The organism is Burkholderia sp. BKH01, assembly GCF_025685725.1.
Classification (GTDB): Bacteria; Pseudomonadota; Gammaproteobacteria; order Burkholderiales; family Burkholderiaceae; genus Burkholderia; species Burkholderia pyrrocinia_C.
Map to the genome: position 1 here is coordinate 129,442 of NZ_JAOTQT010000003.1, position 25,717 is coordinate 155,158.

Annotated in this window: 23 protein-coding genes and 2 pseudogenes; 8 read left to right on the plus strand and 17 right to left on the minus strand. The window is 65.6% G+C overall.

What is annotated here, in order from left to right; genetic code table 11:
• Window positions 1-13: 13 nt before the first annotated feature.
• From OEJ37_RS06210 to OEJ37_RS06235, 6 genes are read right to left on the minus strand one after another with little or no spacing between them, the layout of a single operon-like run.
• Window positions 14-1,168, minus strand: coding sequence for a polysaccharide pyruvyl transferase family protein (locus tag OEJ37_RS06210; RefSeq protein WP_174416755.1), 1,155 nt, complete (start codon window positions 1,166-1,168; stop codon window positions 14-16).
• On the minus strand, window positions 1,165-2,418 hold the full coding sequence (locus OEJ37_RS06215; protein WP_263343550.1) for a glycosyltransferase family 4 protein: 1,254 nt from the start codon (window positions 2,416-2,418) through the stop codon (window positions 1,165-1,167). Before OEJ37_RS06215 ends, OEJ37_RS06210 begins: the two co-directional genes overlap by 4 nt.
• Window positions 2,415-4,712 (minus strand): polysaccharide biosynthesis tyrosine autokinase, encoded by a 2,298-nt coding sequence (locus OEJ37_RS06220; RefSeq protein WP_263343552.1) that lies wholly within the window; start codon window positions 4,710-4,712, stop codon window positions 2,415-2,417. The genes OEJ37_RS06215 and OEJ37_RS06220 overlap by 4 nt, the downstream gene beginning before the upstream one ends.
• A 4-nt stretch (window positions 4,713-4,716) precedes the next feature.
• On the minus strand, window positions 4,717-5,247 hold the full coding sequence (locus OEJ37_RS06225; RefSeq protein ID WP_263343553.1) for a low molecular weight protein-tyrosine-phosphatase: 531 nt from the start codon (window positions 5,245-5,247) through the stop codon (window positions 4,717-4,719).
• Window positions 5,244-6,413: a polysaccharide biosynthesis/export family protein gene (locus OEJ37_RS06230; RefSeq protein ID WP_263343853.1), complete on the minus strand. Its 1,170-nt coding sequence runs from the start codon at window positions 6,411-6,413 to the stop codon at window positions 5,244-5,246. Before OEJ37_RS06230 ends, OEJ37_RS06225 begins: the two co-directional genes overlap by 4 nt.
• Window positions 6,414-6,465: 52 nt before the next feature.
• On the minus strand, window positions 6,466-7,881 hold the full coding sequence (locus tag OEJ37_RS06235; protein WP_263343554.1) for an undecaprenyl-phosphate glucose phosphotransferase: 1,416 nt from the start codon (window positions 7,879-7,881) through the stop codon (window positions 6,466-6,468).
• A gap of 617 nt (window positions 7,882-8,498) precedes the next feature.
• On the opposite strand from OEJ37_RS06235, the pseudogene OEJ37_RS06240 reads away from it, so the two are divergent.
• Window positions 8,499-9,239, plus strand: a pseudogene (locus OEJ37_RS06240) (response regulator); the annotation flags it as partial.
• Here the strand turns inward: OEJ37_RS06240 and OEJ37_RS06245 are convergent.
• From OEJ37_RS06245 to OEJ37_RS06275, 7 genes are all read right to left on the minus strand, one after another.
• A complete protein-coding gene (locus tag OEJ37_RS06245; RefSeq protein WP_263343556.1) occupies window positions 9,220-10,341 on the minus strand; it encodes a fimbrial protein in 1,122 nt (373 codons plus the stop codon). The pseudogene OEJ37_RS06240 and the gene OEJ37_RS06245 overlap by 20 nt on opposite strands.
• Before the next feature lie 96 nt (window positions 10,342-10,437).
• Window positions 10,438-13,059 (minus strand): fimbria/pilus outer membrane usher protein, encoded by a 2,622-nt coding sequence (locus OEJ37_RS06250; RefSeq protein WP_411859240.1) that lies wholly within the window; start codon window positions 13,057-13,059, stop codon window positions 10,438-10,440.
• 104 nt (window positions 13,060-13,163) lie between these two features.
• Window positions 13,164-13,904 carry a molecular chaperone gene (locus OEJ37_RS06255; RefSeq protein ID WP_411859241.1) on the minus strand — a complete coding sequence of 247 codons (741 nt, stop codon included), beginning with the start codon at window positions 13,902-13,904 and terminating at the stop codon, window positions 13,164-13,166.
• A gap of 114 nt (window positions 13,905-14,018) precedes the next feature.
• Window positions 14,019-14,603, minus strand: a complete 585-nt coding sequence (locus tag OEJ37_RS06260; RefSeq protein ID WP_263343855.1) for a fimbrial protein — start codon at window positions 14,601-14,603, stop codon at window positions 14,019-14,021.
• 1,195 nt (window positions 14,604-15,798) lie between these two features.
• Window positions 15,799-16,131: a DUF2322 family protein gene (locus OEJ37_RS06265; RefSeq protein ID WP_006749392.1), complete on the minus strand. Its 333-nt coding sequence runs from the start codon at window positions 16,129-16,131 to the stop codon at window positions 15,799-15,801.
• 180 nt (window positions 16,132-16,311) lie between these two features.
• Window positions 16,312-16,440, minus strand: a complete 129-nt coding sequence (locus OEJ37_RS06270) for a hypothetical protein (protein ID WP_263343559.1) — start codon at window positions 16,438-16,440, stop codon at window positions 16,312-16,314.
• Window positions 16,440-17,141 (minus strand): flavin reductase family protein, encoded by a 702-nt coding sequence (locus OEJ37_RS06275; protein WP_263343560.1) that lies wholly within the window; start codon window positions 17,139-17,141, stop codon window positions 16,440-16,442. Before OEJ37_RS06275 ends, OEJ37_RS06270 begins: the two co-directional genes overlap by 1 nt.
• 283 nt (window positions 17,142-17,424) lie before the next feature.
• On the opposite strand from OEJ37_RS06275, the gene OEJ37_RS06280 reads away from it, so the two are divergent.
• Entirely contained in the window at window positions 17,425-17,751 is a 327-nt protein-coding gene (locus OEJ37_RS06280; protein WP_263343856.1) for a thioredoxin family protein, read from the plus strand.
• 10 nt (window positions 17,752-17,761) lie between these two features.
• Entirely contained in the window at window positions 17,762-18,181 is a 420-nt protein-coding gene (locus tag OEJ37_RS06285; protein ID WP_263343562.1) for a secondary thiamine-phosphate synthase enzyme YjbQ, read from the plus strand.
• 75 nt (window positions 18,182-18,256) lie between these two features.
• Here the strand turns inward: OEJ37_RS06285 and atsR are convergent, their stop codons facing one another.
• The 3 genes from atsR to OEJ37_RS06300 are packed head-to-tail and all read right to left on the minus strand — an operon-like array spanning window position 18,257 to window position 21,488.
• Window positions 18,257-20,068, minus strand: coding sequence for a hybrid sensor histidine kinase/response regulator AtsR (gene atsR, locus OEJ37_RS06290; protein ID WP_263343564.1), 1,812 nt, complete (start codon window positions 20,066-20,068; stop codon window positions 18,257-18,259).
• A gap of 1 nt (window position 20,069) precedes the next feature.
• The gene (locus tag OEJ37_RS06295; protein ID WP_174416741.1) at window positions 20,070-20,573 is read right to left on the minus strand and encodes a molybdopterin-dependent oxidoreductase; all 504 of its coding nucleotides are present in this window, start codon (window positions 20,571-20,573) and stop codon (window positions 20,070-20,072) included.
• Window positions 20,574-20,615: 42 nt separating this feature from the next.
• Window positions 20,616-21,488: a helix-turn-helix domain-containing protein gene (locus OEJ37_RS06300; RefSeq protein ID WP_174416740.1), complete on the minus strand. Its 873-nt coding sequence runs from the start codon at window positions 21,486-21,488 to the stop codon at window positions 20,616-20,618.
• 398 nt (window positions 21,489-21,886) lie between these two features.
• Between OEJ37_RS06300 and OEJ37_RS06305 the strand changes: the two are divergent.
• Window positions 21,887-22,266: pseudogene (locus OEJ37_RS06305) on the plus strand (hypothetical protein).
• A 249-nt stretch (window positions 22,267-22,515) separates the two neighbouring features.
• Window positions 22,516-22,662, plus strand: coding sequence for a hypothetical protein (locus OEJ37_RS06310; protein ID WP_263343871.1), 147 nt, complete (start codon window positions 22,516-22,518; stop codon window positions 22,660-22,662).
• A gap of 199 nt (window positions 22,663-22,861) precedes the next feature.
• Here the strand turns inward: OEJ37_RS06310 and OEJ37_RS06315 are convergent, their stop codons facing one another.
• Window positions 22,862-23,878, minus strand: coding sequence for a 1-aminocyclopropane-1-carboxylate deaminase (locus OEJ37_RS06315; RefSeq protein ID WP_174416738.1), 1,017 nt, complete (start codon window positions 23,876-23,878; stop codon window positions 22,862-22,864).
• A gap of 198 nt (window positions 23,879-24,076) precedes the next feature.
• Between OEJ37_RS06315 and OEJ37_RS06320 the strand changes: the two genes are divergently transcribed.
• The 3 genes from OEJ37_RS06320 to OEJ37_RS06330 all read left to right on the plus strand — a co-directional run bounded on the left by OEJ37_RS06320 (window position 24,077) and on the right by OEJ37_RS06330 (window position 25,661).
• Window positions 24,077-24,577 (plus strand): Lrp/AsnC family transcriptional regulator, encoded by a 501-nt coding sequence (locus OEJ37_RS06320; RefSeq protein WP_152861772.1) that lies wholly within the window; start codon window positions 24,077-24,079, stop codon window positions 24,575-24,577.
• Between the two features lie 110 nt (window positions 24,578-24,687).
• Window positions 24,688-25,191 (plus strand): antitoxin Xre/MbcA/ParS toxin-binding domain-containing protein, encoded by a 504-nt coding sequence (locus OEJ37_RS06325; RefSeq protein ID WP_263343568.1) that lies wholly within the window; start codon window positions 24,688-24,690, stop codon window positions 25,189-25,191.
• Window positions 25,188-25,661 (plus strand): RES family NAD+ phosphorylase, encoded by a 474-nt coding sequence (locus OEJ37_RS06330; protein ID WP_263343570.1) that lies wholly within the window; start codon window positions 25,188-25,190, stop codon window positions 25,659-25,661. Before OEJ37_RS06325 ends, OEJ37_RS06330 begins: the two co-directional genes overlap by 4 nt.
• Window positions 25,662-25,717 lie beyond the last annotated feature (56 nt).

Here is a 25,717-nt window from a genome sequence, read left to right on the forward strand (position 1 = left end):
AGCGTCCGGATCGTCATGCGTATCGAGCCGCGCGCAACGCGTCGACCACGTGTTCGCGCGCGGTGCGAATCCGGTCGAGCCCTGTCCGGGCCGACTGCCAGAATGCGGTTGCCGAGCCGTCGGCGAGGATCTTGTCGGCGACCGCGTCCGGATCGAACGCCGCGCCGTTGACGACCCAGTCGTCGAGATGCAGGTCCGCATAAGCGCCGAAGCCCTTGCGCTCGTAGCTGACGTGGAACGCCGGCACGCCTTGCAGTACGGATTCCAGCGCGCCGTGCAGGCGCACCGAGACGACCCAGTCGGGCACGTCGTGCGCGAGCAGCGTCTTGAGCGGCACGAGCGCGTCCTGGATGCCCATGTCGCGGTAGTACGCGGCGTCGTCGTTGCCGCGGCAGGCACTCTGCACCGCGAACGAGACGCGGCAGCGCGGGCGGACGCGCTCGATCAGCCGCGCGACCGACGCGGCGTAACGCGCGCACTGCAAGCGGCTCCACGCCGGTGGACGACGCAGTACGAATGCGATGTGGCGCACGCCGTCGCCGGTGCGTGCGGCCCGCTGCAGGATCGTGTCGCTGCGGCGCTCGAAATCGAGCACCGCGAGATCGGGCGCGCGCCGCGTGTTCGCATTGGCCGACAGGAACGCTGACGAGCGGTCGTCCCGCACGAATACCGTGTCGAACGACGCGAGCAGGCGGCGCAGGTGCGTGCCCACGGGCCACGCCGGCCGCGCGGGGCCGATGCTTTGCGGCAGGTACACGGCCGGTTTGCCCGAGGCCTTCGCCGCGCGCATCTGCAGCAGGTGGCCGGCCTCCAGCTTCAGCGCCTCGCGGCAATTGCGTGCGCGCAGATAGCCGCCGCCGACGCCGACGATCAGATCGACGCGGTCGAGCAGGCGTCGCAAGTCGTGCAGCCGCCCGTTCGCGCGGACGGGCAGCACGAAGCGGGCCGCGCCCGTCATCCGGCTCGCGCCGTGGTCGGCCAGCACGGGCGCTCCGCTGACGTCGTCATGGGCGGGAAACGAAGCCGGATCGGCCGCGACGATCGAGATCCGGATCGCATCGCCGAATGCGTCGCGCAGCAGCCTGACGGACAGATCGACCAGCAGGCCGTCGCCGGAATTGCGCGCGCTGTACGCATGCAGCAGCGCAACGTGGGTAGTCGGGATCATTTCGGCTCCTGGTGAACCACGCTGCGGTAGAGCGCGAGCGTGCGCCGGACCATCGCGGCGGCGGAATAGTGTTCGAGTGCGTGCGCGCAATTCGCGCGCATTCCACGTCGCAACGCCGGGTCGTCGGCGAGCGTGACGACGGCACGCATGAAGTCGGTCGTATCGTCGTCGTTCGGCACCACGAGGCCGATGTCGTGCGAGCGGATCAGCTCGGCCGCGCCGGCCACGTTCGACGCGACGATCGGCACGCGCGCGGCCAGCGCCTCGAGGCAGACGTACGGAAAGCCTTCATAGCGACTCGGCAGCGCAAAGAGGTCGAACGCGGAGAAGTAGCGATTCGCGCCGTCCACGGCGCCGACGACGCGCAGGTTCGGCGGCACGTCGTCGGCGTCGGGGCCGGCTGCCGTGTCGAAATCGCCGGGGCCGATCGCGACGAACTGAACCGCGTGGCCGCACCGTCGATAGACGCCGCGCGCGATGCGCACGAGCCGATCGACGCCTTTTTGATGCTCGAGGCGGCCGACGAAGCCGACCACGACCGCATCGCGCGGCAGGCCGAGCGCGCGCCTCGCGTCGTCGCGCGGTATCAGCCGCGGCTGCGTCACGCCGTTGACGATCGTGTCGATGCGGGCGTCCGGAATGCCGAGCGCGTCGTGCAGATGCGCCGCCTCGTCGCGCGAGACCGCGACGATCCGGCTCGAGAGCTGGCCGCCGAGCACGCGTTCGACCGTGCCGTAGAAGCGGCGGCGCCAGCCGCGCAGCGACGGATTCAGCGTATACACCGCGTGCGGCGTATAGACCTGCCGCCAGGGGCCGATACACAGGCGTGCGATCGCGCCGGCCTTCGAACTGTGGCTGTGCACGATGTCGGGACCGATGCGCAGCAGATGCCGGTAGAGCCTGGCGACGGCAATCGCGTCGCGCCACCCGACCGCGCGCCGCATCGGCACCGCGTGAACGGACCGGCAATGCGCGAGCACGCCCGCATCGAGAATCGATGCGTCGAATCGCGGGCCTCGCGGAACGATCAGATGCAGCTCCACGCCGTCGCAAGCGCTCAGGCCGCGGATCAGATCGGCAAGATGGGCGGCGACGCCGCCGCCCGCGGCTTCGACGACAAGCGCGATGCGAAGGCGCGGATGCTGGCCGGGCGCCGTGCGTGCGGGGCCGGGCGGCCGTGCGAGGGCGGGCGCTCGAGGGGCGTCCGTGGCGGGACGCGCGTTGCGCCCGAGATCGATCGTGTCGCTCATCGTGAGCCTCCTTGGCGAAGCCGTGCCGTCAGCGCACGCAGTGCGCGGCGTGCCGGCGATGCATGGGTTTCGCGACGCGGCGCGTCGCCGTATCGCGTATAGCGGTAGGCGCCGTAGCGGCCGCCGTAACGGCCCGCGCGCGGGATGACGCCGTTGAGCAGCACGCCGGCTGTCGCGATGCCGTTGTGCGCGAGCTGTCGCGCGGCTTCGCCCAGTTCGGCGAGACGCGTCGCGCCGGCGCGGGCGACCAGCAGCACGGCGCCGGCATGCCGGCCGAGCACGACCGCGTCGGCGACCGCGAGAATCGGAGCGGAATCGATGACTACCGCGTCGTAGCGCGCCGACCATTCGTCGAGCAGCGCGGCGATCCGCTCGTCGGCGAGCAGCACGTCGGGGTTCGGCTGCAACGCGCCGGTCGAGATGAAGTCGAGGTTCGGCACGACGCTCGCGTGAATCGCGTCGTGCGACACGATGTCGCCCGACACGATCTCGGCGAAGCCGCGCTCGCGCCCGACGCCGAAATAGTCGTGCAGATAGCCTTTGCGCAGATCGCCGTCGACGAGCAGCACACGTGCGCCGTTCGCGGCGAGCAGCGCCGCGAAATTCGCGGACACGAACGACTTGCCCGCGCCAGGCGCCGGGCCGCTCAGCAGCAGCACGTTGTTGCGTGCGCCCTGCATCGCGTAGCGCAGCGCGGTGCGCAGGCTGCGCAGGCTTTCGATCGCCGCGTCGTGCGGTTCGCGCACGCTCAGCAGATGCGGGCCCGGCGCGTGGGCGGCCATCCGGCGTGCGACATGCCGCTGCTCCTGCGAATCGGGAATCGTCGCGTAGACGTTGATGCCGAGGTGCCGCTCGATTTCGTCGGCGCTGTCGACGCCGCCGAACAGGAAATCGCGCGCGAACGCGAGCCCGACGCCGAGCACGAAGCCGAACAGCGCGGCCGCGCCGATCACGATGGTCCGCTTCGGGCGAACGGGCTCGTCGGGCACGGTCGGCGCGTCGACGAGCCGCACGCTGCCGGTCCGGCCCGCCTTCACCAGCTCGAGCTGCTGTGCGTTGCCGAGCAGCGCGGTATACAGATCCGTGTCGACCTTTACGTCGAGCATCAGCCGCAATGCGTTCTGCTGGAGATCGGGCAGGCGCTTCACCTGCTGTTCGACGTCCTGCTGCTGGCGGCGCAGCGTGCCGATCTGCGCGTCGATCGCGATCATGTCGGGGTGGCCGGACGCGAAGCGCGTGGCCATCTCGTCGCGCTTCTGCTGCAATTCCAGCAGGCGCGTTTTTGCGTCGGCCGTCTGCTGCAGCACCAGCTTCGCTTCCTCGGTCAGGTCGACTGCGCCGTGCGCGTTGCGCATGTCCGTATAGCGCTGCTCGGCTTGCTGAAGCTGCTTCTTGAGGATCGGCAGCTGAGTGTTGAGGAACGCCAGCGACTGCGCGGCATCGGCGGACCGGCGCTCGATGTGCTGCCGGACGTAGTGGCTCGCGATGGCCTGCAGCGTGGCCTGCACGCGCTGCGGATCGGGGCCGCGCAGCGTCGCGACGATCACGCCCGACTGCTTGACCTTCTCCTGTACGTCGAGCGTGCGGCGCAGCGTGTCGATCGTCTCCGCGCGCGACTGGCGCACGATCGTGAAGCGCGTGCCGGGTTGCGCGTCGACGCGAGCGAGCTCGACGACGAGCGCGCCATCCGCCGTGCGGAACGTTTCCGTCCGGCCATGCTGCCCGACGACAGGCGCGGAGAGGCCCGGCCCCGACAGCCGGTAGCGCCCGCCGTCGAGCACCGTCAGTTCGAAACGGTCGCCTTCGAGCGGCTTCGGCACGTCGAAGCGGGGGAGATCGGCGCGCTCGTTGCCCCATGCATAACCGCCGAGGCCCAGCACGCCGGGGCGCGAGACGTCCGGGTTGAAACGCGAGATGAAATCGCCGACGACCGGAAAGCGCTTCGGCTGCACGTCGATATAGCTGCGCAGATCGTCGACGGCACGCGTGACGACTAGCCGCGAAGCGAGGATCTGCGCTTCGGCCGCGGCCGTCGACTTGACGTCGAACAGCGACGACACGTCGCCGAGCAGGCTCTTTGCGGCGGACGTGTCGCCGCTGTCCTCGATCTGCAGCAGGATGTCGGCCTGGTATTGCGGATGGCTGAGGAATGCGTACAGCGTGCCGGCGCCGACGCATGCGGCGGTGACGCACGCGATCAGCCAGCGATGGGAGACGAACGTGTCGATCACGCCGGCCAGCGTGATCTCGTCGGCATGCTCGGGCATGCGCGGAGGGGGAGAGCTTGACATCATCGGTTCAGTCCGGAAATCGTGAGGAAACGGCAGGCGGCTGCGAGGTGGCGTCTGCCGAGGCGATGGGCTGCGTGGCTGACGCGAGGCGCGCACACCAGTCGTCGACGCCGTGCTCGATGAGCCGCAGGCTCTGCTCGAACAACGGGCGCGTGCCGCAATACGGATCCGGCACGTCGAAGCCCGGACGTGCGTGGCCCGGCGCCGGGCAGAATTCGCCGAGCATGAACACGCGGCCCAGCAGCGACGGATGACGGCGCTCGAGCGCGCGCTTCTGTTGGCGCTCCATCGTCAGGATCAGGTCGGCTTGCGCGCAGAGCGGCGGGGTCAGCAGGCGCGCGCGATGCGTGGCGATGTCGAGGCCGCGCTCGCGCATCAGCGCGACGGCGAATGGCTCGGCGGGATGCCCGACGAGCGCGCCGAGGCCGGCCGACTGCACGTCGACGCCCGGCAGGCGCGCGCGGAACAGCGCCTGCGCCATCGGGCTGCGGCAGATGTTGCCGACGCACACGACGAGCAAGGTGGCGAGCGCGCTCATTTGATGGCGAGCGCCGCGGCCATGGCGCTGGAGTTGACACCAGGCAGCAGCAGGCTCAGCACGCGGCTGAAGCGCACGAGGCTGTTGCCGTCGACATAGACGATGTCTTTCGGCTGCAGCTCGAACTCGTTCGCGAGGACCATCGACACCGGCGAGCGCGCGTCGAGGTGGAACACTTGCGGGCTGTCGGTCTGCGAGCCGCGGATCACGAACAGTTGTGCGGCGTCGGCCGTGTTCGGATTCACGCTGCCGGCCTGCGACAGCGCGTCGGACAACGTGAGCCCGCCGTCGCGCAGCGGCAGCGCTAGCGACGGCTTGTTGACCTCGCCCATCACGTAGACGCCGTAATCGCTGCGGCTCGGCACATGCAGCAGATCGCCGGCGGCGAGCACGATGTCGGCCGGATTGCGGCCCTGGCGCAGCATCTGCGTCAGGTCGAGCGGATGCGAGACGCCGTCGCGCACGAGTGTCATCCGGCTCTGGTCCGCTGCCGGATTCAGGCCGCCCGCGCGGCCGAGTGCTTCGTAGAGCGTCATCGGCACATCGTTGACGGGCTGGTTGCCGGGCGCGCGAACTTCGCCGTCGATGTAGACCTGCTTCGAACGGAACGACGCGACGCGCAGCGTGACCTGCGGATTGCGGTAAGCGCGCGCGAGCGCATCGACGACGCGCGTTCGCGCGGCGTCCGCGGTGAGGCCCGCGACGTGCACCCGGCCGGCGAACGGGAACGCCAGGTTGCCGGCCTGATCGACGACGAACCCGGTGACGGGATCGGCGGCGTGCGGCGCGTTCGGCGTCGCCGCGCCTTGCGCGGCTGCCAGCTCGGGGTGATCCCATACGGTAATTTGCAGCACGTCGCCCGCGCCGATCCGGTATGCGCCGGGCGATGTCGTCAGCAGATCGACTTGCGCGGCCAGTTGCTTTGCCGCCTGCGCCTTCAGTTGGCGAATCAGGTCGGGGCGGATTTTCCGGATCTCGTAATGCGGCGCTTCACCGTCGGGCCGCGCATCCGCCGCGGACGGCGGGAGCGGCTCGACCATCCGCATGCCGGGGGCGAGCGCGCAGGCGGACAGCGCGACGCTGAGCGTCGCGATAGACAGTATCGGCAACAGGCGGGCGCCGCGTGGGCGCGCGGCTCCGGTCCGCGCGTTTGCGGCGGATTCCATAGGCATGGTTTTCTCCAGGAGTGGGCGTCGCGTGGCGGCGCCTCATGCGTGATCAATACGCGTTGTGATGTGTCCAGCCGCGCGTGATCGTCGCGACGACGATGCGCATGTCGAGTGCGAACGACCAGTTGCGCAGGTAATGGAGATCGGCTTCGACGCGGCGCTGCATCTTCTCGATGCGATCGGTTTCGCCGCGCAGGCCGTTGATTTGCGCCCAACCGGTGATGCCGGGCTTGACGCGGTAGCGATGGATGTAACCGTCGACGATCGTCTGGTACAGGTTGTCGTGTTCGAGCGCGTGCGGACGCGGGCCGACGACGGACATCTCGCCGCGCAGCACGTTGATGAACTGCGGCATTTCGTCGAGGCTCGTGCGACGCAGGAACGCACCGATGCGGGTCACGCGCGGATCGTTGAGGGTCGCTTGTCGCACGCTGCCGTCGACGGCAGCGTGAATCCGCATCGTGCGGAACTTGTAGATCGCGAACGTCTTGCCGTCCGCGCCCTTGCGTTGCTGACGGAACAGCACGGGACCGGGCGAAGACAGCCGGACGGCCGCCGCGATCGCGATCAGCAGCGGTGCCGTGCCGACCAGCACCGCCGCCGCGAACAGTCGATCGAAGATCGCCTTCTGAACCAGCGCGCGCGGCGACAGCGGAGACGCGACGAGGTTGATCGCCGGCGCGCCGACCAGTTCGACCATCGTGCCGTCGAACATCGCGAGCTGGCTGATGTCGGGCACGAGGCGGACGTTCACGAGGTCGTGCCGGAATGCATCGAGCACGCGAACGACGGCGCCGGTCTCGGTGATCGGCAGCGCGATCCAGACTTCCGGGATCGCATGTGCCCGCACGTGCGCGGCGAATGCGTCCAGCGTGGGAAGGACATCGATGCCGTTCGCACCGGGTTGCGCGGGGCGATCCGGATCGAACACGGCTGCCGCGCGATAGCTCGCCGACGGCGATTGCGCGATCCGTTCGAGCACGGCGGCGCAATGCGCGCCGCCGCCGACGATCGCGACTTGCCTGGTGCGTTCGCCCATATGGACGATCCGTTCGAGTGACGCGCATGCGACGAGCCGGGACGTGACGAGGGCGATGCCGCTCGCGGCCGCCCAGAACAGGAACCCGTTCAGCGGCACGGGCAACGCGCCGCGTATCGCGAACATGACGATTGCCGAGCCTGCGAGCGCGAGCAGCCATGCAGCAACGGTCAGGATTGCGACGCGATATTTCGCGCGGTGGTGCGGTGTGCGCGCCACGCCGAACGCCGGGAACAGGACCATCGCGAACGCTGCCGTGCTGGCGACGATCGCCACGCCGTTGGACGGATCCACGCCGTTACCGGGAAAAAACCAGGCCGCCACGGCCGCGCCGACCGCGATCAGCGTGATGTCGACGATGCGTGCGAGCAGCCCGTGGACTGCCGGCGGCGCTGCGGAGTGCCGCTCTTCGAGTGCCGTATGCATATATCCTTCGCTACTGTTTTATTTGACATGGCGTGCGCCGCCCTGCGAGCGACGCAATGCGTCGCCGCCGCGGAGTGCCGCGTGGTGCCGATGCTTCCGTTTCACGGGAAGGGTTGATGCGGGGAGCGCGTGCTGCCCGCCTTATCGATCGGTCGCGATGCATCGCATGGCGGCATTCTTGAATGCGGTTGAATACGGCCTGATAAATGCAACGCGTCTGAGTCAACTGAACCGGTTTCAATTTTCGTCAACCGGGGAGGTGATTTAAATGGGATGCGTACTAAATGACCTTTCAGAGAACTGGTACGTGTACGAATGCGATGAAGCGGAGTTTTCGGGATGCGTGTGCCGCGCAAGACCGGGCGCCGATCGCTCCAGCTGTCGGGGCGGGGTTCGGAGAAGTGCGCCGGCATGGGCAAGGGGCGGGAAGGTAGTGGGCGATGCCGGGACGGCATGCGGTTTCGGCGACGGGCGAAGTGCGATACGTCGCTAAAAGTCTGGCGCCGACAAGTGATGGATGAGGTGATTCGCCGGCGGCGGCGATCGCGAGCAGGCGACCGACGTTCGGGGGTGCGCCGGGGTAGTTGTGTGCATCCGAAGCGGGTGCAGAGGCTGGCGCGGAGGCCGACGATGACGAACCGCTGCGCGTGCTCGTCGCCGAGGATCATCCGGCAAGCCGTGCATTGCTGCGCGACCAGCTCGACGCGCTGCGCTACGACGCGACGATCGTATCCAACGGCATCGAGGCGATGCGCGCGTTCTTCGAGCGGCCGTACGACGTCGTGCTGACGGATCTGGGCATGCCGGAACTCGATGGCTTTGCGCTCGCGAACTTCCTGCGCGAGCAGGGCGCGCGCGTGCCGGTGATCGCGATGACGGCGCACGCGACCGACGAGGATCGCCGGCGCTGCGAACAGGTCGGCGTGGCGGAGGTCGTGCTCAAGCCGCTGTCGATCGAGACGCTCGATGCGACGTTGCGGCGGCATGCGGGACGCGACGCGGTATCGCCCGCACCGGCGCACGAGCGAGTGCTGGTCGCGCCCGCGATGACCGACGAAGTGCGGCGTACGCTGCACGACGCGACGCTGCATTCGCTCGCGGCGATCGGCGACGGGCTCGCGAGCGGCGACGCCGATACGCTTCGCATCGAACTGCATTCGATGCGCGGCGGCTTCGCGCTGGCGGGCGACGCCGGCGCGCACGACGCGTGTGCACGCGCGGAGCGGGCGATGAACGACGGAGGTCTGGACGAAGTCGGGCGTGTTTGGCCCGACGTTCAGGCCGCAATCGAGCAAGCAATCGGCCGCTTGCGCCGGCCCGGCCCGAATGAAGGCATCGCTACTGATACGAAAACGTAATCGTGCTGAGTGCACTCACGGAGCCCGGCTTGATCGTTTCCGCGACCTTGACGTATCTGGCCTCGAACGGCACTGAAATCTGGGCGTTGGCGGTGGAAGATTTGCCGACCATCCACTGATTCGTATTTCCCTTGGCAGACGAATCCGGCCCGAAGCTCAACGGGGTGCTCTCGCCTTTTTTGAGGATTTGAATCCCGACACCGGCCGCCGTCGAACTGGGCGCAAGGCTCAGGGCGCTGCCCGTATTCGCGGGATTTGTCGCATCGGTCAATGTTGCGTGAACACTGACGTTCGCATCGCAGTTCAGGCCGACAGAGAACGGCGCCGACCGGGCGGATGCCACGTCACCGGGCGCCTTGAGGCTTGCCGCTACCAAGGTTGGCAGCGTGACCGAATTGGTTGCGCCGGATGTGACTTTGCACGCCCTTGCCGTCACATTCGTGCTCAGCGAGGACATAGAATTCGATGCGCTACTCCCTGCAAGAAGCGCACCTTGATACTTCAGCCTGTAGTTGAAAAGCCTGGTCGCATTGGAGGTGTAAGTTCCCGTCACGAGCGGACCGGCAGAGACAAGCGTCACCGATGCGTAAAGACCACCTCTATCCCGTGTAGAAACCGGGATGGAAAGTTCGCCGTCTACAAGTGGTGCCGCAGGGGGATCGTAAAACCCGTTAGATCGTACTTCAACTACAAAGCCGATCCCGGGTATACCGGTTTCGAAAACTGCAGCGGCTTTTCCCGTGCTCGTTTTGTACGTTACATTCGGAATGACCTTTGCGATCGGGGTTAAGACATATTCGTCATACTGACATACCAGGCTAGAATCAGCGGCGACACTGGCAGCATTCGCGCCACCGGTGGTCGAATTCGGAAATTTCCCCCCCAAAGGAATTTCGTCCTGGGTCACACTGACTTTCCCTGGGAGAGTGGGCGTGGTCCACTGACCAGTGCCCCACAATTCGCAAACAGAATGCGCGGATTCAGAAAATGCAATCGAGCACAGCGCCAGGCATTGCATCGTGATTCGCATTACGGAGCGATTCGACGCGCGTAGCACGCCCACGCGCAGGTCCGTATTTCTCGCCGCATTCATCCATTTCATAATATCTGTCCCGTTAGACCGAAAACGATTTCGAAACTTTCGCAGGCTTTGCCGTCAGCGACGTTCGAGCGCTTGCGCAGTGATGATTGCGCAACGTCACCGACGCGCCGATGCCACGCGATTCGACACGGCCGGCGCATAGCTGGCGACCTCGCTCGCCACGCACGGCAGTTCAAGGCTCTGGGGCGGCTGGTAGGTCCCGGTGCGCTTGCGTACCGGCAGCGAATACGACAGCGTGCACACCGACTTGCCGTGACCCGCTTCCCACTGCATCTTCAGTTCACCCTGATCCACGAGCCCGCGCGCGAGCAGCTTGCCGCCCTGGCCGACCGTGCCGATGTCCTTGCCGTCCGCATCGGTCACGGTCGCGCCGAACGGTACCGGCGAGCCGTCGGCCTGCCGCGCGCGAATGATCGCGGAGCGTCCGTATGCCGTCTTGAACTTCAGCATCGGCACCGCGCCCGCCAGCGGCGCGATGCGCTGGCTCGTTTCCTTCAGTTCGACATCGGTCGACAGCCCCTTCGGATCGATGCCGATGTCGTTCATCGCAAACGGCGTCAGGTACGGCACGACCGCATAGCCGCGCCGGTCGATTCGCACGCCCGACGTATTGGTCACGCGCGCGCCTTCGGCATTCGGTGCCTCGATGATCGCGAAGGTCTCCGATAGCGGCTGCGACAGCGTGATGCCGCCGCGATGCGCGACGATCGCGCCGCGCGCGCCGGCCGAGAACTGCTGATAGTCGGCGGCTGCGCTGACGCTGCCGCTCAGTTCAGCGACCGGGCCGCGGTACTGGATGCTCGCGCCGCCGTTGGTCTGCGACGTGCCCGACGAATTGCCGTGGTTCACGTTCACGCCGTACGACAGGTTGTTGTCGACGCCGAGCGCGCCCGACAGGCTCGTTTGCGCCTGTGTCGAGCCGCGGGTGTCGCGGCTGAAGCTGGTCGCGAGCGTCATGGGCCGCGCCTTGCCGAGCGGAATCGACAGGTTTGCGTAGTACATCGTGCTCGACCGGCCCCATGCGTCGCGCTGGCGCGTTGCCGACACGTTATACGCGACGTTGCGGAACGTGTTGTTGTAGCCGACCGTGAAGTTGACGTCCGACCCGCTGCGGTTCCAGTAGGTCGACGCCGATGCGGTTGCGTTCAGGCTGCCGCCACGGGCGCCGAGCGACTGGCTCACCGTCAGCGACGCGCGGTTGCGCTGCCGGGACACGCTGGTCGATCCCGCACCCAGTTTCGTCTGGTCGCGCGCGAGCATCGCGTCGTTCAGCGCGAAGAAGCCGTTCGTCGAATAGCGATACGCGGCGATTGCGACGTTCGTGCCGGTCGCCGCGACGGCCTTGGCGTAGCTGATCCGGAAGCTCTGCCCCGAATAGCGGCGCTCGCCCGGAATCGACGTCGTCGCATGCGTGACGTCCACGCCGACCGCGCCCAGCGACGTGTTCAGCACCGCGCCTGCCATCGCGGACAGATAGCCTTGCGCGAACGTCACGCCGCTATAGCCAGTCAGCAGGTTCGTGACGCCACGCTGCCAGGTCGCCTGCGCGAAGTACGGCGTGGTGTTAGGCAGGTTGCGTACGACGCCCGTCGTGAAGCTGTAGCGATTCTGGCCCGGGCGCAGCGACAGTGGCACCGCCGCGTACGGCACGGAAAACGAATGCACGGAACCGTCGGCTTCCGTCACGCTGACCTTCAGGTCGCCGCCGTAACCGGTCGGATACAGGTCGTCGATCACGAACGTGCCCGGCGCGACGGTCGTCTCGTACAGCGTCGCGCCGTTCTGTGTGACCGTGACCTTCGCGTGGGTGTTTGCGACGCCGCGTACGACCGGCGCATAGCCGCGCTGCGATTCAGGCAGCATGCGGTCGTCGGTGTACAGGCGCACACCTCGGAACGACGTCGAGTCGAACAGATCGCCGGACGTGTACGCGTCGCCGACGATCAACTGCGACGACCACGCGGTCAGGTCGCGCTGCAGGTAAGTCGAGACGTTCTCGTACTTCCTGCGGCCGCGATCGTCCCAGCTGAACGAGCCGTTATGACGGAAGTGCCAGCGTCCGACGTTGATGCCGCCGTCGACGCCGACATAGCCCTGCGTGCTTTCTCCCTGGCCGCCGGTACGCGAGTGATACACGCTCGCGTTGTAGCCGAGCATTCCGACCGGGACGCCCTCGCTCCACTGGTCGGGGCTCACGTAGCCGCGTGCCTGCCGCCGCATCGAGATTTGCGGGATGCTCAGATCCAGCCGCTGCTCGTTGAAGTCGTAGCTGACCGACGCTTCCTGAATGGCCTGACCGATACGCAGGCACGCGCCGTCCTCGTCAAGCGTTGCGCGCACGTCCTGCGGCAGCTTCGACAAATCGACGCCGATCAGCTCGAACTGCGCCTTGTCGAAGCATGGCTGCGCATCGACCGTGTTCGGCGCGCTCTTGAACTGCAATTCGACGCGGCCGGTCCAGTTGCCGTCGACATAGACGTCGGGTTTGTACAGGCCGGCCAGCACGACGTTGCGACGTCCGTAGCGCGACACGTCGATCGCGCCGCTGCCGTTGTTCAGGAAGCCGCCTTCGAACTCGACCTGCGCGAAATCCGTCTGCGCGACCTGCAGTTCGCCGGCATCGACCTGTGCCGCATGCGCGTGCGTCTGCCAACCCGCGATGATCGTGAGAAGCAGCGCGCAGACCGGCTTCAGTTTCGGTTCAGTCTCCGCCTGCATGCTCGGTTGCCGCTTCTCCATCATTTGATCTTTCCCGTCAGTATTGAGTTGAGTGTTCGCCTCGGATCGAATGGCCTGGCTGAATCGGCCGCGCGCGCATCACCTCATCGGGACACGGGAGCCTCGTTGGATCGGTTGCCGCCCCAGTCGTCGAAGCTGCTGTACACGACCGTCCCGCCGGTTGCGTCCGCGTTCGTCGAACCCTTGACCGGGAACGAAGCGGTTTCGCCCGGGCGCACATAGCCCACGCCGGCGTCCAGCGTCTTGCCGTTCGCATGGAGTGCGATGCCGCCGAGGTTGACGACGTATGGCGTCGGATTGGTTGCCTTCAGAACCAGCCGGTTGTCGGGATCGGCTGCGATCTTCCAGGTGAGCTGACGTGGCGCGTCGGCTGGATTTCCCGGCAGCCCTTCGGGCCGGTACATCAGCTTCACGCGTGTGCGAAATGCGATCATCAGGCGATTTCTATCGTCGTCGGCCGCCGCTTTCGGCGGCACGTCGAGCACGTTCAGCCAGAACAGCGACTCCTTGTCGGCCGGCAGCGCTTCGCCCGAATAAAGGATCCGGAGGGTCTGCCCCTTGCCGCCCTCGAGCCGGAAGATCGTCGGCGTGATCACGAACGGCACGTCGATCTGATCCGGTGCGGCACGCTCGTCGCCCTTGTCGATCCACGTCTGGACCAGGGCCGGCGCCTTGCCGTCGTTGGACAGTTGCACCGTGACCTCCTTGTCGGCACCCGGAAATACGACCCGTGTGCCGGAAAGCGTCACGCTCGCCTGTGCGCTCATGCAGGACAGGGCGGCCATCAGCAGCGCGAGCAAGCGATAGGGGGGGGCAAGCTTCATCATCAGCCTCCTTATGTTATGTAGTCCAAATAAATCAATCAGGAAATCGAGAGAGCCGATCCGGTGAGCCAGCCTCATCCGGAGGCCGGCTCTGTCACTCAATCAACCGATTGCTCAGGGATAGATCAGCGAGTAGGTGACGTGCGAATTCGCCGTCCCGCCGGTCACGTCGCCGGTTGCGTAGTACTCGGCCGAATACTGCAGCGTCGCGGTGCCGGCCGTCGTGTCGATATTGACGACCTGCGAGTTCTGCGCCGAGGATTCGGCGCCGACCTTGATCGGCTCGTACTTGTCGTTCAGGATGCTGATTTCGACGTTCTTCGCTGAGTCATCGCCCGTCAGCATCAGACGGCCAGTCGCGAGGTTCACGGTCGTGCCCGGCTCGAACGCCACCGCCACCTTGTTGACCGGCGCCGGAATCGTCGTGCCGCCCTCTTCCTTGTCCGTCGTGCAGCCCGTCAGCGTGAGTTTGAACGGCGTACGACCCGCAGTCTTGCCTGCCCCGGTGAGCATGTTGGTCGATGCCGTCGGCAGTGCGACCTTCAGATCGTTGACACCCTCGTTGATCTTGCAGGTCGACGCGACGACCGAGCCCGTGAAATTGATCCGGCCGTCCGCCGCATGCGCTGCCGAAGTTGCCGCGAGGCCGGCTGCGACCACGAACAGGGAAAGTGCGGAAGTGCTTTTCGCGATTTTCATTGATTGAGTTCCAAACGATGGTTTAAAGGTGATGAAAGCGCGCATGAGATCCGTCTTGCGGAGGGGGTATGAGGTGAATCTCAATGTTTGCATTTCGATACGTATTTTCCTGATGCGAGACAAGACGGGAAATCGGACGACGCTTAAAGCGAAGCCTTAAATAGTCGTACAAGTACTAAATTGATGAATTTCGATGGGAATCGTCAGGTGGACTGCATGAATTGTTAAATCCGGGATGCGGGGCCGGGCGCGCTTTCGAGCGCGTGGCTCATCCCGGCAGACCCTGCTCCCTGTACGAACGATGGGTCTGCATCGGATTACGATCGGAAGATGGGTATCGGCCGGATGCGAAGGTAGCTAATGAGATTTCGGAGAGGGATCCGTGGTTGCGTTGCCGGCTTGTCGGCATCGCCCGAGCGCATGACGTTGCGGTTAGGCGCAGCGACCATCGGCTTGTTGGATCGCGTGTATCGCATGGCGGCATACTTCAAGGTGATTGAATGCGACCTGATAAATGCGACGCATCTGAGTCAACTCGGCTCAACGGGATTCAATTTCGTTAACCGGGGAGACGATTTGAATGGGACGTGTATTAAGCGGGTCTGTCGACCCTTGTGACATGGAAAGCTGCGAGGCGGCGTTTTCCGGATGCGAGCGGCACGAAAGACCGGACGCAGATCGCGCTGGGGATCGGAGCATTGCTCGGCGAAGCACGCCGGCATGGTAGTAGCCGATGCCGGGCCGGCACGCAGTTCCCGCAGCGGACAGTACACGCTTGGAGTACGTGTGTGCGAAGCGTCGCGAAAAATTCGACGCCGACGCGCGATGGCCGAGGTGATTCCTCGGCGGCAGCGCAGGCGATCTTCGCGAGGTTTTGTCTAAATCAGGACAACCGATCGCGAACACGACGACTGGCGTGCGAGGCTGTCATCGATGATATGAATGCGGGCGCATGCGTCATGGCATTCGCGGGGAGCTATGCCGTTCGCCAAGCCGGGCCGACACGCGGCGGGCAACTGCGTGTACCCGACGAAAGCGAAGTGTCTTTGCTGACGCGTGAGTGTGCTCGATCAGGCACGACTGAATTGCGGTGGCTCTGCGGGCGGGACGACGATGCGGCACGCATTGGCGCCCATTGAAGAGAGGCATGAACGTGCCACGCATCCATCTACGGCATCACGGTCCCGCCTGTCGCTCAGCCCTTCGCGACGACGTCGATGCGCAGCGCGTCGCCGCCGGCCGCGATCGCGAGCAGGCGGTCGACATTCGGGTGCGCGCCGGGGCGGTTGCGTGCGTCGGCGGTGTGCTCCGCAAACACCGCGAGGCCATGCTCGGCAGCCTTCGCGTCGAGCGCGCCGAATGCCTGCTTCAGGTAGTGGTAGACCGCGAGCGAGCCCTGCTTGCCGGGCTGGTTTTCGATGCTGGCGACCACGTCGCCGTTCGCGCCGACGAGATCGATGCGCGCGATGCCGTCGATGGCCGGCAATTGCGCGAGGTTGTCCTTGAATACTGGGGTAGCTTGAATCACTGAAAACACTCCGTCGGTTCGGTCATGGGCCAATGAGCGTGGCCGGCCGTATTTTATCCGATCGGTTTCGGCGCACCGGCCGGCGCGGCCGAGCCGGTCGCGCGCCACGCGAGCGCCGCGCACGCGTGCCCGCAAGCATCGCGATCGGCAGCCCGGCCGCGCCGCTGTGCCGCACGCGGTTCAGATGCCGAGTGGGCGTGAGCGCTCGGCCGAATCGCGCCAGATCACGCGGACGATCGGGCGCGACGCGGGAATCAGCAGGCCGGCGTCGGAATCGACGAGCGCGCGGCCCGCGACATCGCTTTTCATCACCGCCCGGCGCCAGCCGGCACGCCCGCATCGCGCGAGCGCTCGATGTCCGGGCTGCGATACGCGCGCTCGGGAATCTCGGCGAGCCGCGACGCATGCACCTGCCGTGGTTCCAGACCATAGAATTTCTGGAAGCTCATAATCAGCGGCGACCATTTGTCCGGATCGATGCGGTCTTGATGACCATCCATCAACAGGTCGGGATGCACGTGCACGCGCTGGATGCGCACCTCGAACACCGTGATCTTCCCGCGCAGGTCCGGTGTTTCATCGGCGAGGCCGTGCGTGGCCGCGACGACCGCTTCCAGGTGAATCGGGCATTCGAGCGCACGCGGCGGCCACACGGTTTGCGATGGCGTTTCCGCCAACCCCGCCGTGCCGAACTTGTCGGGTTCGTACACATAGCCTCTCGCGCGCTTCGATTCGGGCACCGGATGCGTGCCCGTCGTCCGTGCGATCCGGTCGACCGCGTGCGCCTGCGCGGACGACGGCAGGTTCAGCACGCATTCGCCGGTACGCATCAGGTTGCGGGTGGTCTGCGAGCTGGCGGCGATGCCGATCACCCCGCGCCAGCCGAGCCAGAACGCGGACGAGATCGGCGCGAGATTTGCTGTGCCGTCCGGGTTCAGCGTGCTGACCAGCACGACGGGCGTGCCGAAATAGAGGATGTTCGGTTCGGTGACGCGATGCGGAGCGTTCATGGTCGGGGCCTTCGCTTCGTTGAGGGATCAGTTCGCATGCTGATCCTGTCGCGGCCGCGCGGCGCTCCGATTCTTGTCGTGTCATCCGGAGATCGGCTGCGATGCGGCGACGCACGAAAATTGCTCGCGGAGCCGCGCTTGCAACGCGCGGCAACGGCGCGAGCATGCGGCGCGCGAACGGCCATCAGCGCATCGGCACCGCGCATGCTTTTCCGCTACAGTAAGAAATCGCAGGCCGCGCGCCGCCGCGCGGTCATTTCCGGAATTGCACATGAGGGCCCCGATGGACACGCTGCAACGCTATACCGCCAATGCGCCCACGCGCGAGGAAGTCGATGCACTCTCCGGTTCGACCGTCATCGAATTCGGCGCGAACTGGTGCGGCATCTGCGCGGGCGCGCAACCGGCGATCGTCGAATCGTTCGCCGCGCATCCCGCCGTGCGCCACCTGAAGATCGAGGACGGTCCGGGCCGACCGCTCGGCCGCTCGTTCCGCGTCAAGCTGTGGCCGACGCTGGTGTTCCTGCGCGACGGCGTCGAGGTCGCGCGCGTCGTGCGGCCCGCCGATGCGAAGCAGATCGAAGTCGACGGCTTCGCCGCACTGGCCTGACGTCACGATCATGCAACAGGCCATCCAGCACATCGGCGTCGACGCGCGCGGCAGCGGCCTCGTCGAGTTCACGCCGCAGGTGCGCGCGTTCGTCGACCAGCAGTCGATCCGCACGGGCCTGCTCACCGTGTTCTGCCGCCATACGTCGGCTTCGCTGCTGATCCAGGAGAATGCGGATCCGTCGGTGCGGCGCGATCTCGAACGCTACTTCGCGACGCTCGCGCCCGAGGACGAAAGCCGCTACGAGCACGACACCGAAGGCCCCGACGACATGCCCGCCCATTTGCGCACGGCACTCACGCAGGTGCAGCTGTCGATTCCGGTCGAGCATGGCCGCATGTTGCTCGGCACCTGGCAGGGGATTTATCTGTTCGAGCATCGTCGCGCGGCACACCGGCGCGATATCGTGCTGCATCTGATCGGCGAATAAGCGGGAGCGTGAGCGGGAACGCATGATGCAGCGCCGGCGCGCGATGCCGTGTGCGTTTGCACGCGGCGCACCGCTTCAGCCGAGCAGCTTCTCGACCAGGGCGCCGAGTTCGCGTAGGTGTACGGGCTTCGGCAGGAATGCGTCGAATACCTGCTTGTTCTCGCGCAGCGCGGCCGATTCATAGGCGCTGACGCCGAGGATCGCCGGATGGCGGCCGTCGTCGCTCGGCTGCGCGACGGCGCGAATGCGCTGTGCGACCTCGAAGCCGCTCAGGTCCGGCAGTTCGAGATCCAGCACCACGATGTCGTAGTGGCCCGTGCCGAAGCGCGCGACGCCTTCCTGGCCGGTGCCGCACAGATCGGCGTCGATGCCGAGCGCCGACAGCATCGCGCCGAGCGTTTCGCGTGCGTTGTCGTTGTCGTCGACGACCAGCGCGCGTCGGTCGCGATGCGCGGCGGCCGCGGGCCACGCGGGCACTTCGCCGGCGGCCTCGGTGAAGTCGGGTACTTCGACGGGCAGCGTCACGATGAATTCGCTGCCTTCGCCGACCACGCTGAGCACGTCCACATGCCCGCGCAGCGTCGTGACGATCTCGCGCACGACGGCGAGCCCCATGCCGATCCCGTCCACATGTAGGCCGACCGCGTCGTTTGCGCGGTAGAACGGCTCGAAAATCTTCGATAGGTGCTGCTTCGCGATGCCGGCGCCCGTGTCGCGCACGGCGAGCTTCAATTGCTTGCCGGCCGGCGCGTCGGCGAGCGCGATCGATACCTTGATCGACCCGCCGAGCGTGTATTTGACGGAATTCTCGATCAGGTTCGACAGCACTTGCCGCAACAGCTTGCGATCCGAGCGGATCGCAAGATCGTGCGGCGCGACCTGCTGCGTGACCGCGATCCGCTTGGCCGCGATCTTCTCACGCAGCGGCTCGATGACTTCGGCCAGCAGCGACGCCATGCCGACCGTTTCCAGTTCGGCGAGCCGCTTCGTCGAGCGCAGCTTGATGTAGTCGGTCAGGTCCTTGACGAGCGCTTCGAGCGACAGCGCGGAATTCTGCAGCCGCCGGATCGTCTTCAGGTTCGCGTCGGACTGCGGGCGCGCGAGCAGGATCTCGATCGACCCGCAGATCGCCTGCAGCGGCGTGCGCAGCTCGTGGCTGACCATCCCGAGGAACGCGTTCTTCGCCTCGATCATCTCGAACGCGCGATCCGACGCCTTGCGCTCCGCGTCGAGCGCTGCGTCCTGCCGTTCGAGCAGGTCGTCGCGCGTGCGCATCGTATAGAACAGCAGCAGGAACAGCGCGCACAGGATCACACCGAGCACGATGCCGAGGATCAGGATCGCGCGCTGCTTTTCCTTCAGCTGATGGAACGTGAAATCGCGCTGCGCCATCTCGATCGCGCGGAAGTCATTCGCGAGGCCGTTGACCTTCGGCCAGTACGCATTGACCTCGTCGATCACCTGCCGCGCGTTTTTCGGCGCACCGCGCAGCAACGGCACGTCGCGCTTCAGGCGCGTCATGAATTCGCCGAGCGCGTCGATTTCGTTGCGCGCCCGCGGAATGCGCAGCCAGTATTGGGATACCTCGGACGGCCGCTGCAGAAACCCGAACGATACCGACAGGCTGTCGAGCTGCATCTGCAGGCGATCGAAATCGTCGTCCTCGTGCGTCGCGTAGAGGATCAGTTGCCGGTCGAACCGCGTATAGACGTTGCGGTATTGCGCGGCCGTCCAGAACACGCCTTCGCGTGGCCCTTCGAGCACGCCCTCGTTGACCGAGGTTGCGAGGAGGTCCCACAGCAGGAACGCCCACGCGGCGAATCCCGCGATCCACAGCGACCCGAGGACCAGAATGATTTTTCTGTTTTTCCGTCGCGGCCGCGTCATTTCACTTCACGGTCAGGCCGATGATCTGCCACGCGAACTTGGCTTCGCCGAGCGGCGTCTTCAGCTCGTCGGGATACTGGTCGCGCGGATACATGATCCACAGCGGGCCGTAGTTGTCGTTGCCGAGTACCTTGCCGTTCATCGTTCGCGCGAGAATCACGCCGTACTTGTCCGCATCGGACACCGGAATCGTGAACGTGTATTCGTCGATGCAGCGGAATTCGATCTGCGTGCCGTGCGCGCCGACGGTCTTCAGCACGTCGGACAGGCGCGGGCCGGTGAAGGTCGCCTTCGGCGTCCAACTCGTCGACGTGACGATCGTATGCTGCGGCAGCGCCATCAGCGCCTGCTCGGAAAACACGTACGCCGTCTTGCCCTGCTGGTTGCTCTTGTCGATCTTGCCGTCGACGGTGAACGTAAACGACGAAGCCGCCCATGCCGCGGCGGCCATGCCGAGCAGGCAGGCCGTCAGCAGGCTCTTGGTCCAGATGGTCGAAACTCGCATGTCTTTCCCTCGGTCGTGTCCTTGTGATGTTTCGTTGTGGTCTCAGCTCGCGGCGGCCACGGCCGGCAGCGCGATCTTCAGTTCGCGCGCCACTTCGGCGAACAGGATCGGCAGGCGCACCGGCTTTTCCTCGCAGCGCGCGTTGTAGTGCGACACGATGTGCGCGATTTCGTCTTCGCTGGCTTCTCCGGTCGAGATCTTGCCGGTCAGCAGGAAGATCGGCGCGCCGCTGTTCTCGCTGGAACGGATGCCGCGCACGAGATTGGCGGCCGTCTGGTCGCCGAGCATCCAGTCGAGGATGTAGCCGTCGAAATCCTCGACTTCCAGCGCCTTGCGGAACGTGGCGCCGTCGAAGTACGGGATCGCGTTCACGCCTTTCTCGATGAAATATTCACATACCGTTTCGGCGACGTCCCGGGAATCGTCGACCACGGCGATGCGTGCCGCGTACACGTTCGGCTGGGTCGAGCGCAACTCGACGACGTCGACCGGATACGTGCGCCCTTCGCGTGCGTGCTGGCGCTCGGTGACGATCCATTCGCCTTGCCACTGCAGCGCGACGAAATCCGTTTCGATCTGGCTGCTGGCCTTCGTCGAGATCGCGGCCCGGCAGCGGAAGCGCCGCGACTCGATCACGAGCGTCGCGTCGATCATCTCGGCGGCGGCCGGCTGCGCGCCCTTGTCGTCGAGCAGGATCGCGGGCGGCACGCCGAAGTGCGTCGCGATGTCCTGCAACTGCGACAGGTTCCACGGGATCAGGCCTTTCATCTTGCGCGTGACGACCGAGAAACTGAGGCCCAGCACATTCGCGATCGTCGTGTTGTGACTTCGCGGCGGAATGCCGTTCCGGTTCAGGAGGTCGCGCACCTTGTTGGCGGTAATGAGATCGACGTTGGCCTGCTCGCTGTTGGACATCTCGACGGGGTCTCCAGAGGGTTTGGGCGAGGAAGAGCATATCAAAAGTGACGCGTCACGCAAACTTTGAAAACGCGAAGGACCTTGACATGCCATTTTTCTCCATTATTATTGCTCACCACGTCACTATTGTTTATCGCGTCATGTTTTGAGATCGGTGCCGGCCACAGTCGGTACTGCAAAAAGCGTCGGCAATGAAGCAGTGACTGAACGATTCGAAGAGAGAGCCTGAGAGAGCCTTGGATAGCGTGTCGGCGTTGGCGGATTGTATCCGCCGCGCCGCGCGCGACCGGGTTGCGAGCCGAGCTCGCGGGGGTGAAAAGCTCGAAGAATTGCTGCGCAAATAAAACTCGAGGAAGGTACCACGGTACCGCCGTTTACTTGCACCGGGGCTGCCGTTGCTGTTGGCCGCGTGCGGCAGGATCCGTCCGTGACCGGCAATACGGTGCGGACCTGCGACGACACCGGTTGTTCCGATCGTCCTGAAGATCAGGTCTCGTACCAAAAGAAGGACGATGCGGAAGATCGCGAGGACGCGCGCATCGTCGCGCCGAAGCAGGCCGCGAAGGCCCAGCCGAAGGCGGCCCACGATCTCGGCCTGCGTTATTTCCGCGGCGACAAGGAATCGCAGAAGCTGCTCGAGCTCGCGCGCAAGGCGAAGAAGGAAGACGAAGAAGACTGGAAATGGCGCACGCAATGGCGTGACGTCTATTACGGCTACTGGTACTCGGGCTATCCGTACTACGGCGTCTGGAATCAGACGCACTGGTACTACTGACCGGGCCGGAAGCAACGGGGGCGGCAGCGGGGAGACCACCATCGCGCCACGCCGGGGGTTTATCGAAGTTCGCACGGACGCATAAGCCGAACAACGACTCTATCGATCGATAACGACATGAAGATCAACCTTTCCCGTCGTCTCGCTCAAGGTGCGCCGCCGGTCGATTTCCGTACATGACTGTCCGTGCGTGCGGTGCTGTCCGCGCGTACCGGCTTCGTTCGTCGTTTCCGTTTCGAGGTGACTCCGATGAAAGCCGTTGCATTGATCGCATTGACCTGTCTGGGCGATCTCGCGCTCGGCACGTCGATCCCGGTGACGGCGTCGTTCTATTTCAAGCCGGCGAACTGCACGGGCTTCCTGTGCACGACGCTGAATCCGCTCACGCAGAACTGAGCGGGCGCGTCAGGCGCAGCAGCATCATGCGGGTCATTCACGGCTGAATGGCCCGCATGAGCCGAATCGAGTGCCTCAGGTGCGCCACGTTATCGGTGGACGTACCTTTAGCCGCCGGCTTGCCGGCGGCATTTCATTTGCGCGTGCGCCGATCCGGCACGCCCGGAACGTCGCGTGCCGACTACCCGCGGAAATCACGTCACCCGTTGCGGAAAATCTCCGCATACGCACTCAACGCCGGCACGCCGCCCAGGTGCGCATACAGCACCTTCGAGCCCGGCTCGAATTCGCCGCGCCGCACCTTGTCGATCATCCCGTGCATCGACTTGCCTTCATAGACGGGATCGGTCAGCACGCCTTCGAGCCGCGCGCACAGCCGGATCGCCTCGAGCGTGCCGTCGTTCGGCAGCCCGTATTCGGGGCCCGCGTAGCGCGTGTCGAGCACGACATCCTGCTCGTCGATGCGACGCCCGAGCTCGACGATTTCAGCCGTATGCCGCGCGATGCGCGTGATCTGCGCGTGCGTTTTCTCCGGCGTCGCCGACGCGTCGATCCCGATCACGCGATCCGCGCGGCCGTCGGCCGCGAAGCCGACGACCATCCCGGCCTGCGTGCTGCCCGTCACCGAGCACACGACGATGTAGTCGAACTTGAAACCGAGCTCGGCCTCCTGCTGGCGCACTTCTTCCGCGAAGCCGACGAAGCCGAGCCCGCCGAGCGGATGCTCGGAGCAGCCGGCCGGAATCGGATACGGCTTGCCGCCCGCCTGCCGCACGCTTTCCATCGCTTCTTCCCAGCTACGGCGGATGCCGATGTCGAAGCCGTCGGCAACGAGCCGCACGTCGGCGCCCATCATCCGCGACAGCTGGATGTTGCCGACCCGGTCGTACACGGGATCTTCATAGTTGACCCAGTGCTCCTGCACGAGCACGCATTTCATGCCGAGATGCGCGGCAACGGCCGCGACCTGACGGGTCTGGTTCGACTGGACGCCGCCGATCGACACGAGCGTGTCCGCGCCCTGCGCGAGCGCGTCGGGGATCAGGTATTCGAGCTTGCGCGTCTTGTTGCCGCCGAACGCGAGGCCGCTGTTGCAGTCCTCGCGCTTCGCATACAGCTCGACCTTGCCGCCGAGGTGCGCGCTCAGGCGCTTGAGCGGCTGGATGGGTGTGGGGCCGAACGTCAGCGGATAACGGGGGAAGCGTTGCAGGTTCATCGACTTTTGTCTCCGGAAAGGCGGGGTTGGCGCGGGCATCGGTGCGTTCGGGAGGGGCCGGCACGCCGTGTCCCGATGGAAAAATGATAGGCAAGCACGCGCGAAATGAGCTTGCGAAATAAATATCGTCGGCCTACGTTGATAACGAATCGAATGCTTATCAAGCAATTCGAGTTCGAAAAAATCGAGGAAGACGCAATGAAATTAACTGGAAGACCGGCGGCGCCGGGCGATGCAGCGCCCGCGCTCGATCGCATCGATCGCGCGATCCTCAGGCAGCTTCAGCAGGACGCGTCGATCTCGAACGTGAGCCTCGCCGCGAAGGTGAAGCTGAGCGCGCCGGCGTGCCTGCGGCGCGTCGAGCGGCTCAAGGAAATGGGGATGATTCGCGGGATCGTCGCGCTGCTCGATCCGAAGCCGCTCGGGGCCGGCATGCTGGTCGTGATCGGCTTCGTGCTCGATCGCTCGACGCCGGAAGCGTTCGCCGCGTTCGAGAAGGCCGCGCAGAAGGTGTCGGGATGTGTCGAATGCCACGTCGTGACGGGCGAGTTCGACTACTTCATGCTGGTGCGCACACGCGACAACGAAAGTTTCAACCGGCTGCATGCGGAACAACTGATCTACCTGCCCGGCGTGCGGCAGGTGCGCTCGTTCATGGTGCTCAAGGAGATCCTGTCGACGCATGCGTTGCCGGTGTAGCGCGGAGCGTCGTCGATTCCCATTGGCCTGGGCTATGCCGTTTGGTTAATTGAAAATTCCCGTTTGGGTGTATACAATGAGAATTCAAATTAGCCCATTTGGGAGTCGCCATGACAGCAACCACACCTGCGGCCCGTCAGCCTGCCAAGCGGGCTGCCGCATCCCGCGCCGCGACGCCGGCGGGCGGCTCGAACGGTTTGGGCGCCGGCAAGGGCGATTTCGACACCTTTGGCCGGATGGCGCCGATGTTGCAGCGGCGCGCGATCGCGGAGGGTTTCGACGCGGTCATCATCGAGCGTGTCGCGCGCGAGTTGCTCGGCGTGCCGGTTCAGTCCCTCTTGAGCGCGCTGAGCCTGCCCAGCTCGACCATTCTGCGGAAAATTGCCAAGCACGACCGGTTGTCGCAAGGCGAATCCGATCGCGTTGCGCGCGTGCTCTACGTACTGGATCTCGCCACCGATCTGTTTGAGGACAGCGAGCGCGCAGCGGCGTGGATGAGCCGGGCGAACGCAGAGCTCGACGGTTTGAAGCCGCTCGAAGTGCTCGACGTACAGCCCGGCTACGACCGGGTGCGCGACATTCTGAACCGTGCGCAGTTCGGGGTCGGCGCGTGAGGTTGTATCGTCTCGCGAAAGAACGAAAGGGGCACTACCTGGCCGACGACCTGAGCGGGAACGGCGCGGCGATCGCCGGTGGCCGCTGGAATCCTCGCGGCATGCGGGCGCTGTACACCTGCTGCCATGCGTCGACGTCGTTGCTCGAGTCACTCGTCCATATGTCCGGCTTGCTTCCCGCTGGCGGATTTTTTTTAGTGACGCTGGAAGTGCCCGACACCGTCCATGACAACGCGTACCAGCCGGACCTGCCGGACGATTGGGCGGTACTGTCGCAGGATCCGGAGTCGACTGCCCGGATCGGGCGGGTCTGGCTTGAAGCGGGCGATCAGTTGGCGATGCGCGTACCGTCAGTCGTCTGCCCGACCGACTTCAACTTGCTGTTGAACCCGCTGCATGCGGATTTTGCTTCGAGTGTGAAAGTGATCGGCAAGGAAGCGTTCGCGCTGGATCCGCGCCTCTTCGGCTAGTCGGCCGTATTGTTTTGGTCGACGAATCGTCGTCGGCTGCTGCGCGGTCGCGTCGT

What these genes read in the sequence shown, in the direction of transcription:
- OEJ37_RS06210 (WP_174416755.1), bottom strand. Translation starts at nt 1,168, where the DNA reads ATGATCCCGACTACCCACGTTGCGCTGCTGCATGCGTACAGCGCGCGC.
- OEJ37_RS06215 (WP_263343550.1), bottom strand. Translation starts at nt 2,418, where the DNA reads ATGAGCGACACGATCGATCTCGGGCGCAACGCGCGTCCCGCCACGGAC.
- OEJ37_RS06220 (WP_263343552.1), bottom strand. Translation starts at nt 4,712, where the DNA reads ATGATGTCAAGCTCTCCCCCTCCGCGCATGCCCGAGCATGCCGACGAG.
- OEJ37_RS06225 (WP_263343553.1), bottom strand. Translation starts at nt 5,247, where the DNA reads ATGAGCGCGCTCGCCACCTTGCTCGTCGTGTGCGTCGGCAACATCTGC.
- OEJ37_RS06230 (WP_263343853.1), bottom strand. Translation starts at nt 6,413, where the DNA reads ATGGAATCCGCCGCAAACGCGCGGACCGGAGCCGCGCGCCCACGCGGC.
- OEJ37_RS06235 (WP_263343554.1), bottom strand. Translation starts at nt 7,881, where the DNA reads ATGCATACGGCACTCGAAGAGCGGCACTCCGCAGCGCCGCCGGCAGTC.
- OEJ37_RS06245 (WP_263343556.1), bottom strand. Translation starts at nt 10,341, where the DNA reads ATGAAATGGATGAATGCGGCGAGAAATACGGACCTGCGCGTGGGCGTG.
- OEJ37_RS06250 (WP_411859240.1), bottom strand. Translation starts at nt 13,059, where the DNA reads ATGCAGGCGGAGACTGAACCGAAACTGAAGCCGGTCTGCGCGCTGCTT.
- OEJ37_RS06255 (WP_411859241.1), bottom strand. Translation starts at nt 13,904, where the DNA reads ATGAAGCTTGCCCCCCCCTATCGCTTGCTCGCGCTGCTGATGGCCGCC.
- OEJ37_RS06260 (WP_263343855.1), bottom strand. Translation starts at nt 14,603, where the DNA reads ATGAAAATCGCGAAAAGCACTTCCGCACTTTCCCTGTTCGTGGTCGCA.
- OEJ37_RS06270 (WP_263343559.1), bottom strand. Translation starts at nt 16,440, where the DNA reads ATGAAAAGCGATGTCGCGGGCCGCGCGCTCGTCGATTCCGACGCCGGC.
- OEJ37_RS06275 (WP_263343560.1), bottom strand. Translation starts at nt 17,141, where the DNA reads ATGAACGCTCCGCATCGCGTCACCGAACCGAACATCCTCTATTTCGGC.
- OEJ37_RS06280 (WP_263343856.1), top strand. Translation starts at nt 17,425, where the DNA reads ATGGACACGCTGCAACGCTATACCGCCAATGCGCCCACGCGCGAGGAA.
- OEJ37_RS06285 (WP_263343562.1), top strand. Translation starts at nt 17,762, where the DNA reads ATGCAACAGGCCATCCAGCACATCGGCGTCGACGCGCGCGGCAGCGGC.
- atsR (WP_263343564.1), bottom strand. Translation starts at nt 20,068, where the DNA reads ATGACGCGGCCGCGACGGAAAAACAGAAAAATCATTCTGGTCCTCGGG.
- OEJ37_RS06295 (WP_174416741.1), bottom strand. Translation starts at nt 20,573, where the DNA reads ATGCGAGTTTCGACCATCTGGACCAAGAGCCTGCTGACGGCCTGCCTG.
- OEJ37_RS06300 (WP_174416740.1), bottom strand. Translation starts at nt 21,488, where the DNA reads ATGTCCAACAGCGAGCAGGCCAACGTCGATCTCATTACCGCCAACAAG.
- OEJ37_RS06310 (WP_263343871.1), top strand. Translation starts at nt 22,516, where the DNA reads ATGAAAGCCGTTGCATTGATCGCATTGACCTGTCTGGGCGATCTCGCG.
- OEJ37_RS06315 (WP_174416738.1), bottom strand. Translation starts at nt 23,878, where the DNA reads ATGAACCTGCAACGCTTCCCCCGTTATCCGCTGACGTTCGGCCCCACA.
- OEJ37_RS06320 (WP_152861772.1), top strand. Translation starts at nt 24,077, where the DNA reads ATGAAATTAACTGGAAGACCGGCGGCGCCGGGCGATGCAGCGCCCGCG.
- OEJ37_RS06325 (WP_263343568.1), top strand. Translation starts at nt 24,688, where the DNA reads ATGACAGCAACCACACCTGCGGCCCGTCAGCCTGCCAAGCGGGCTGCC.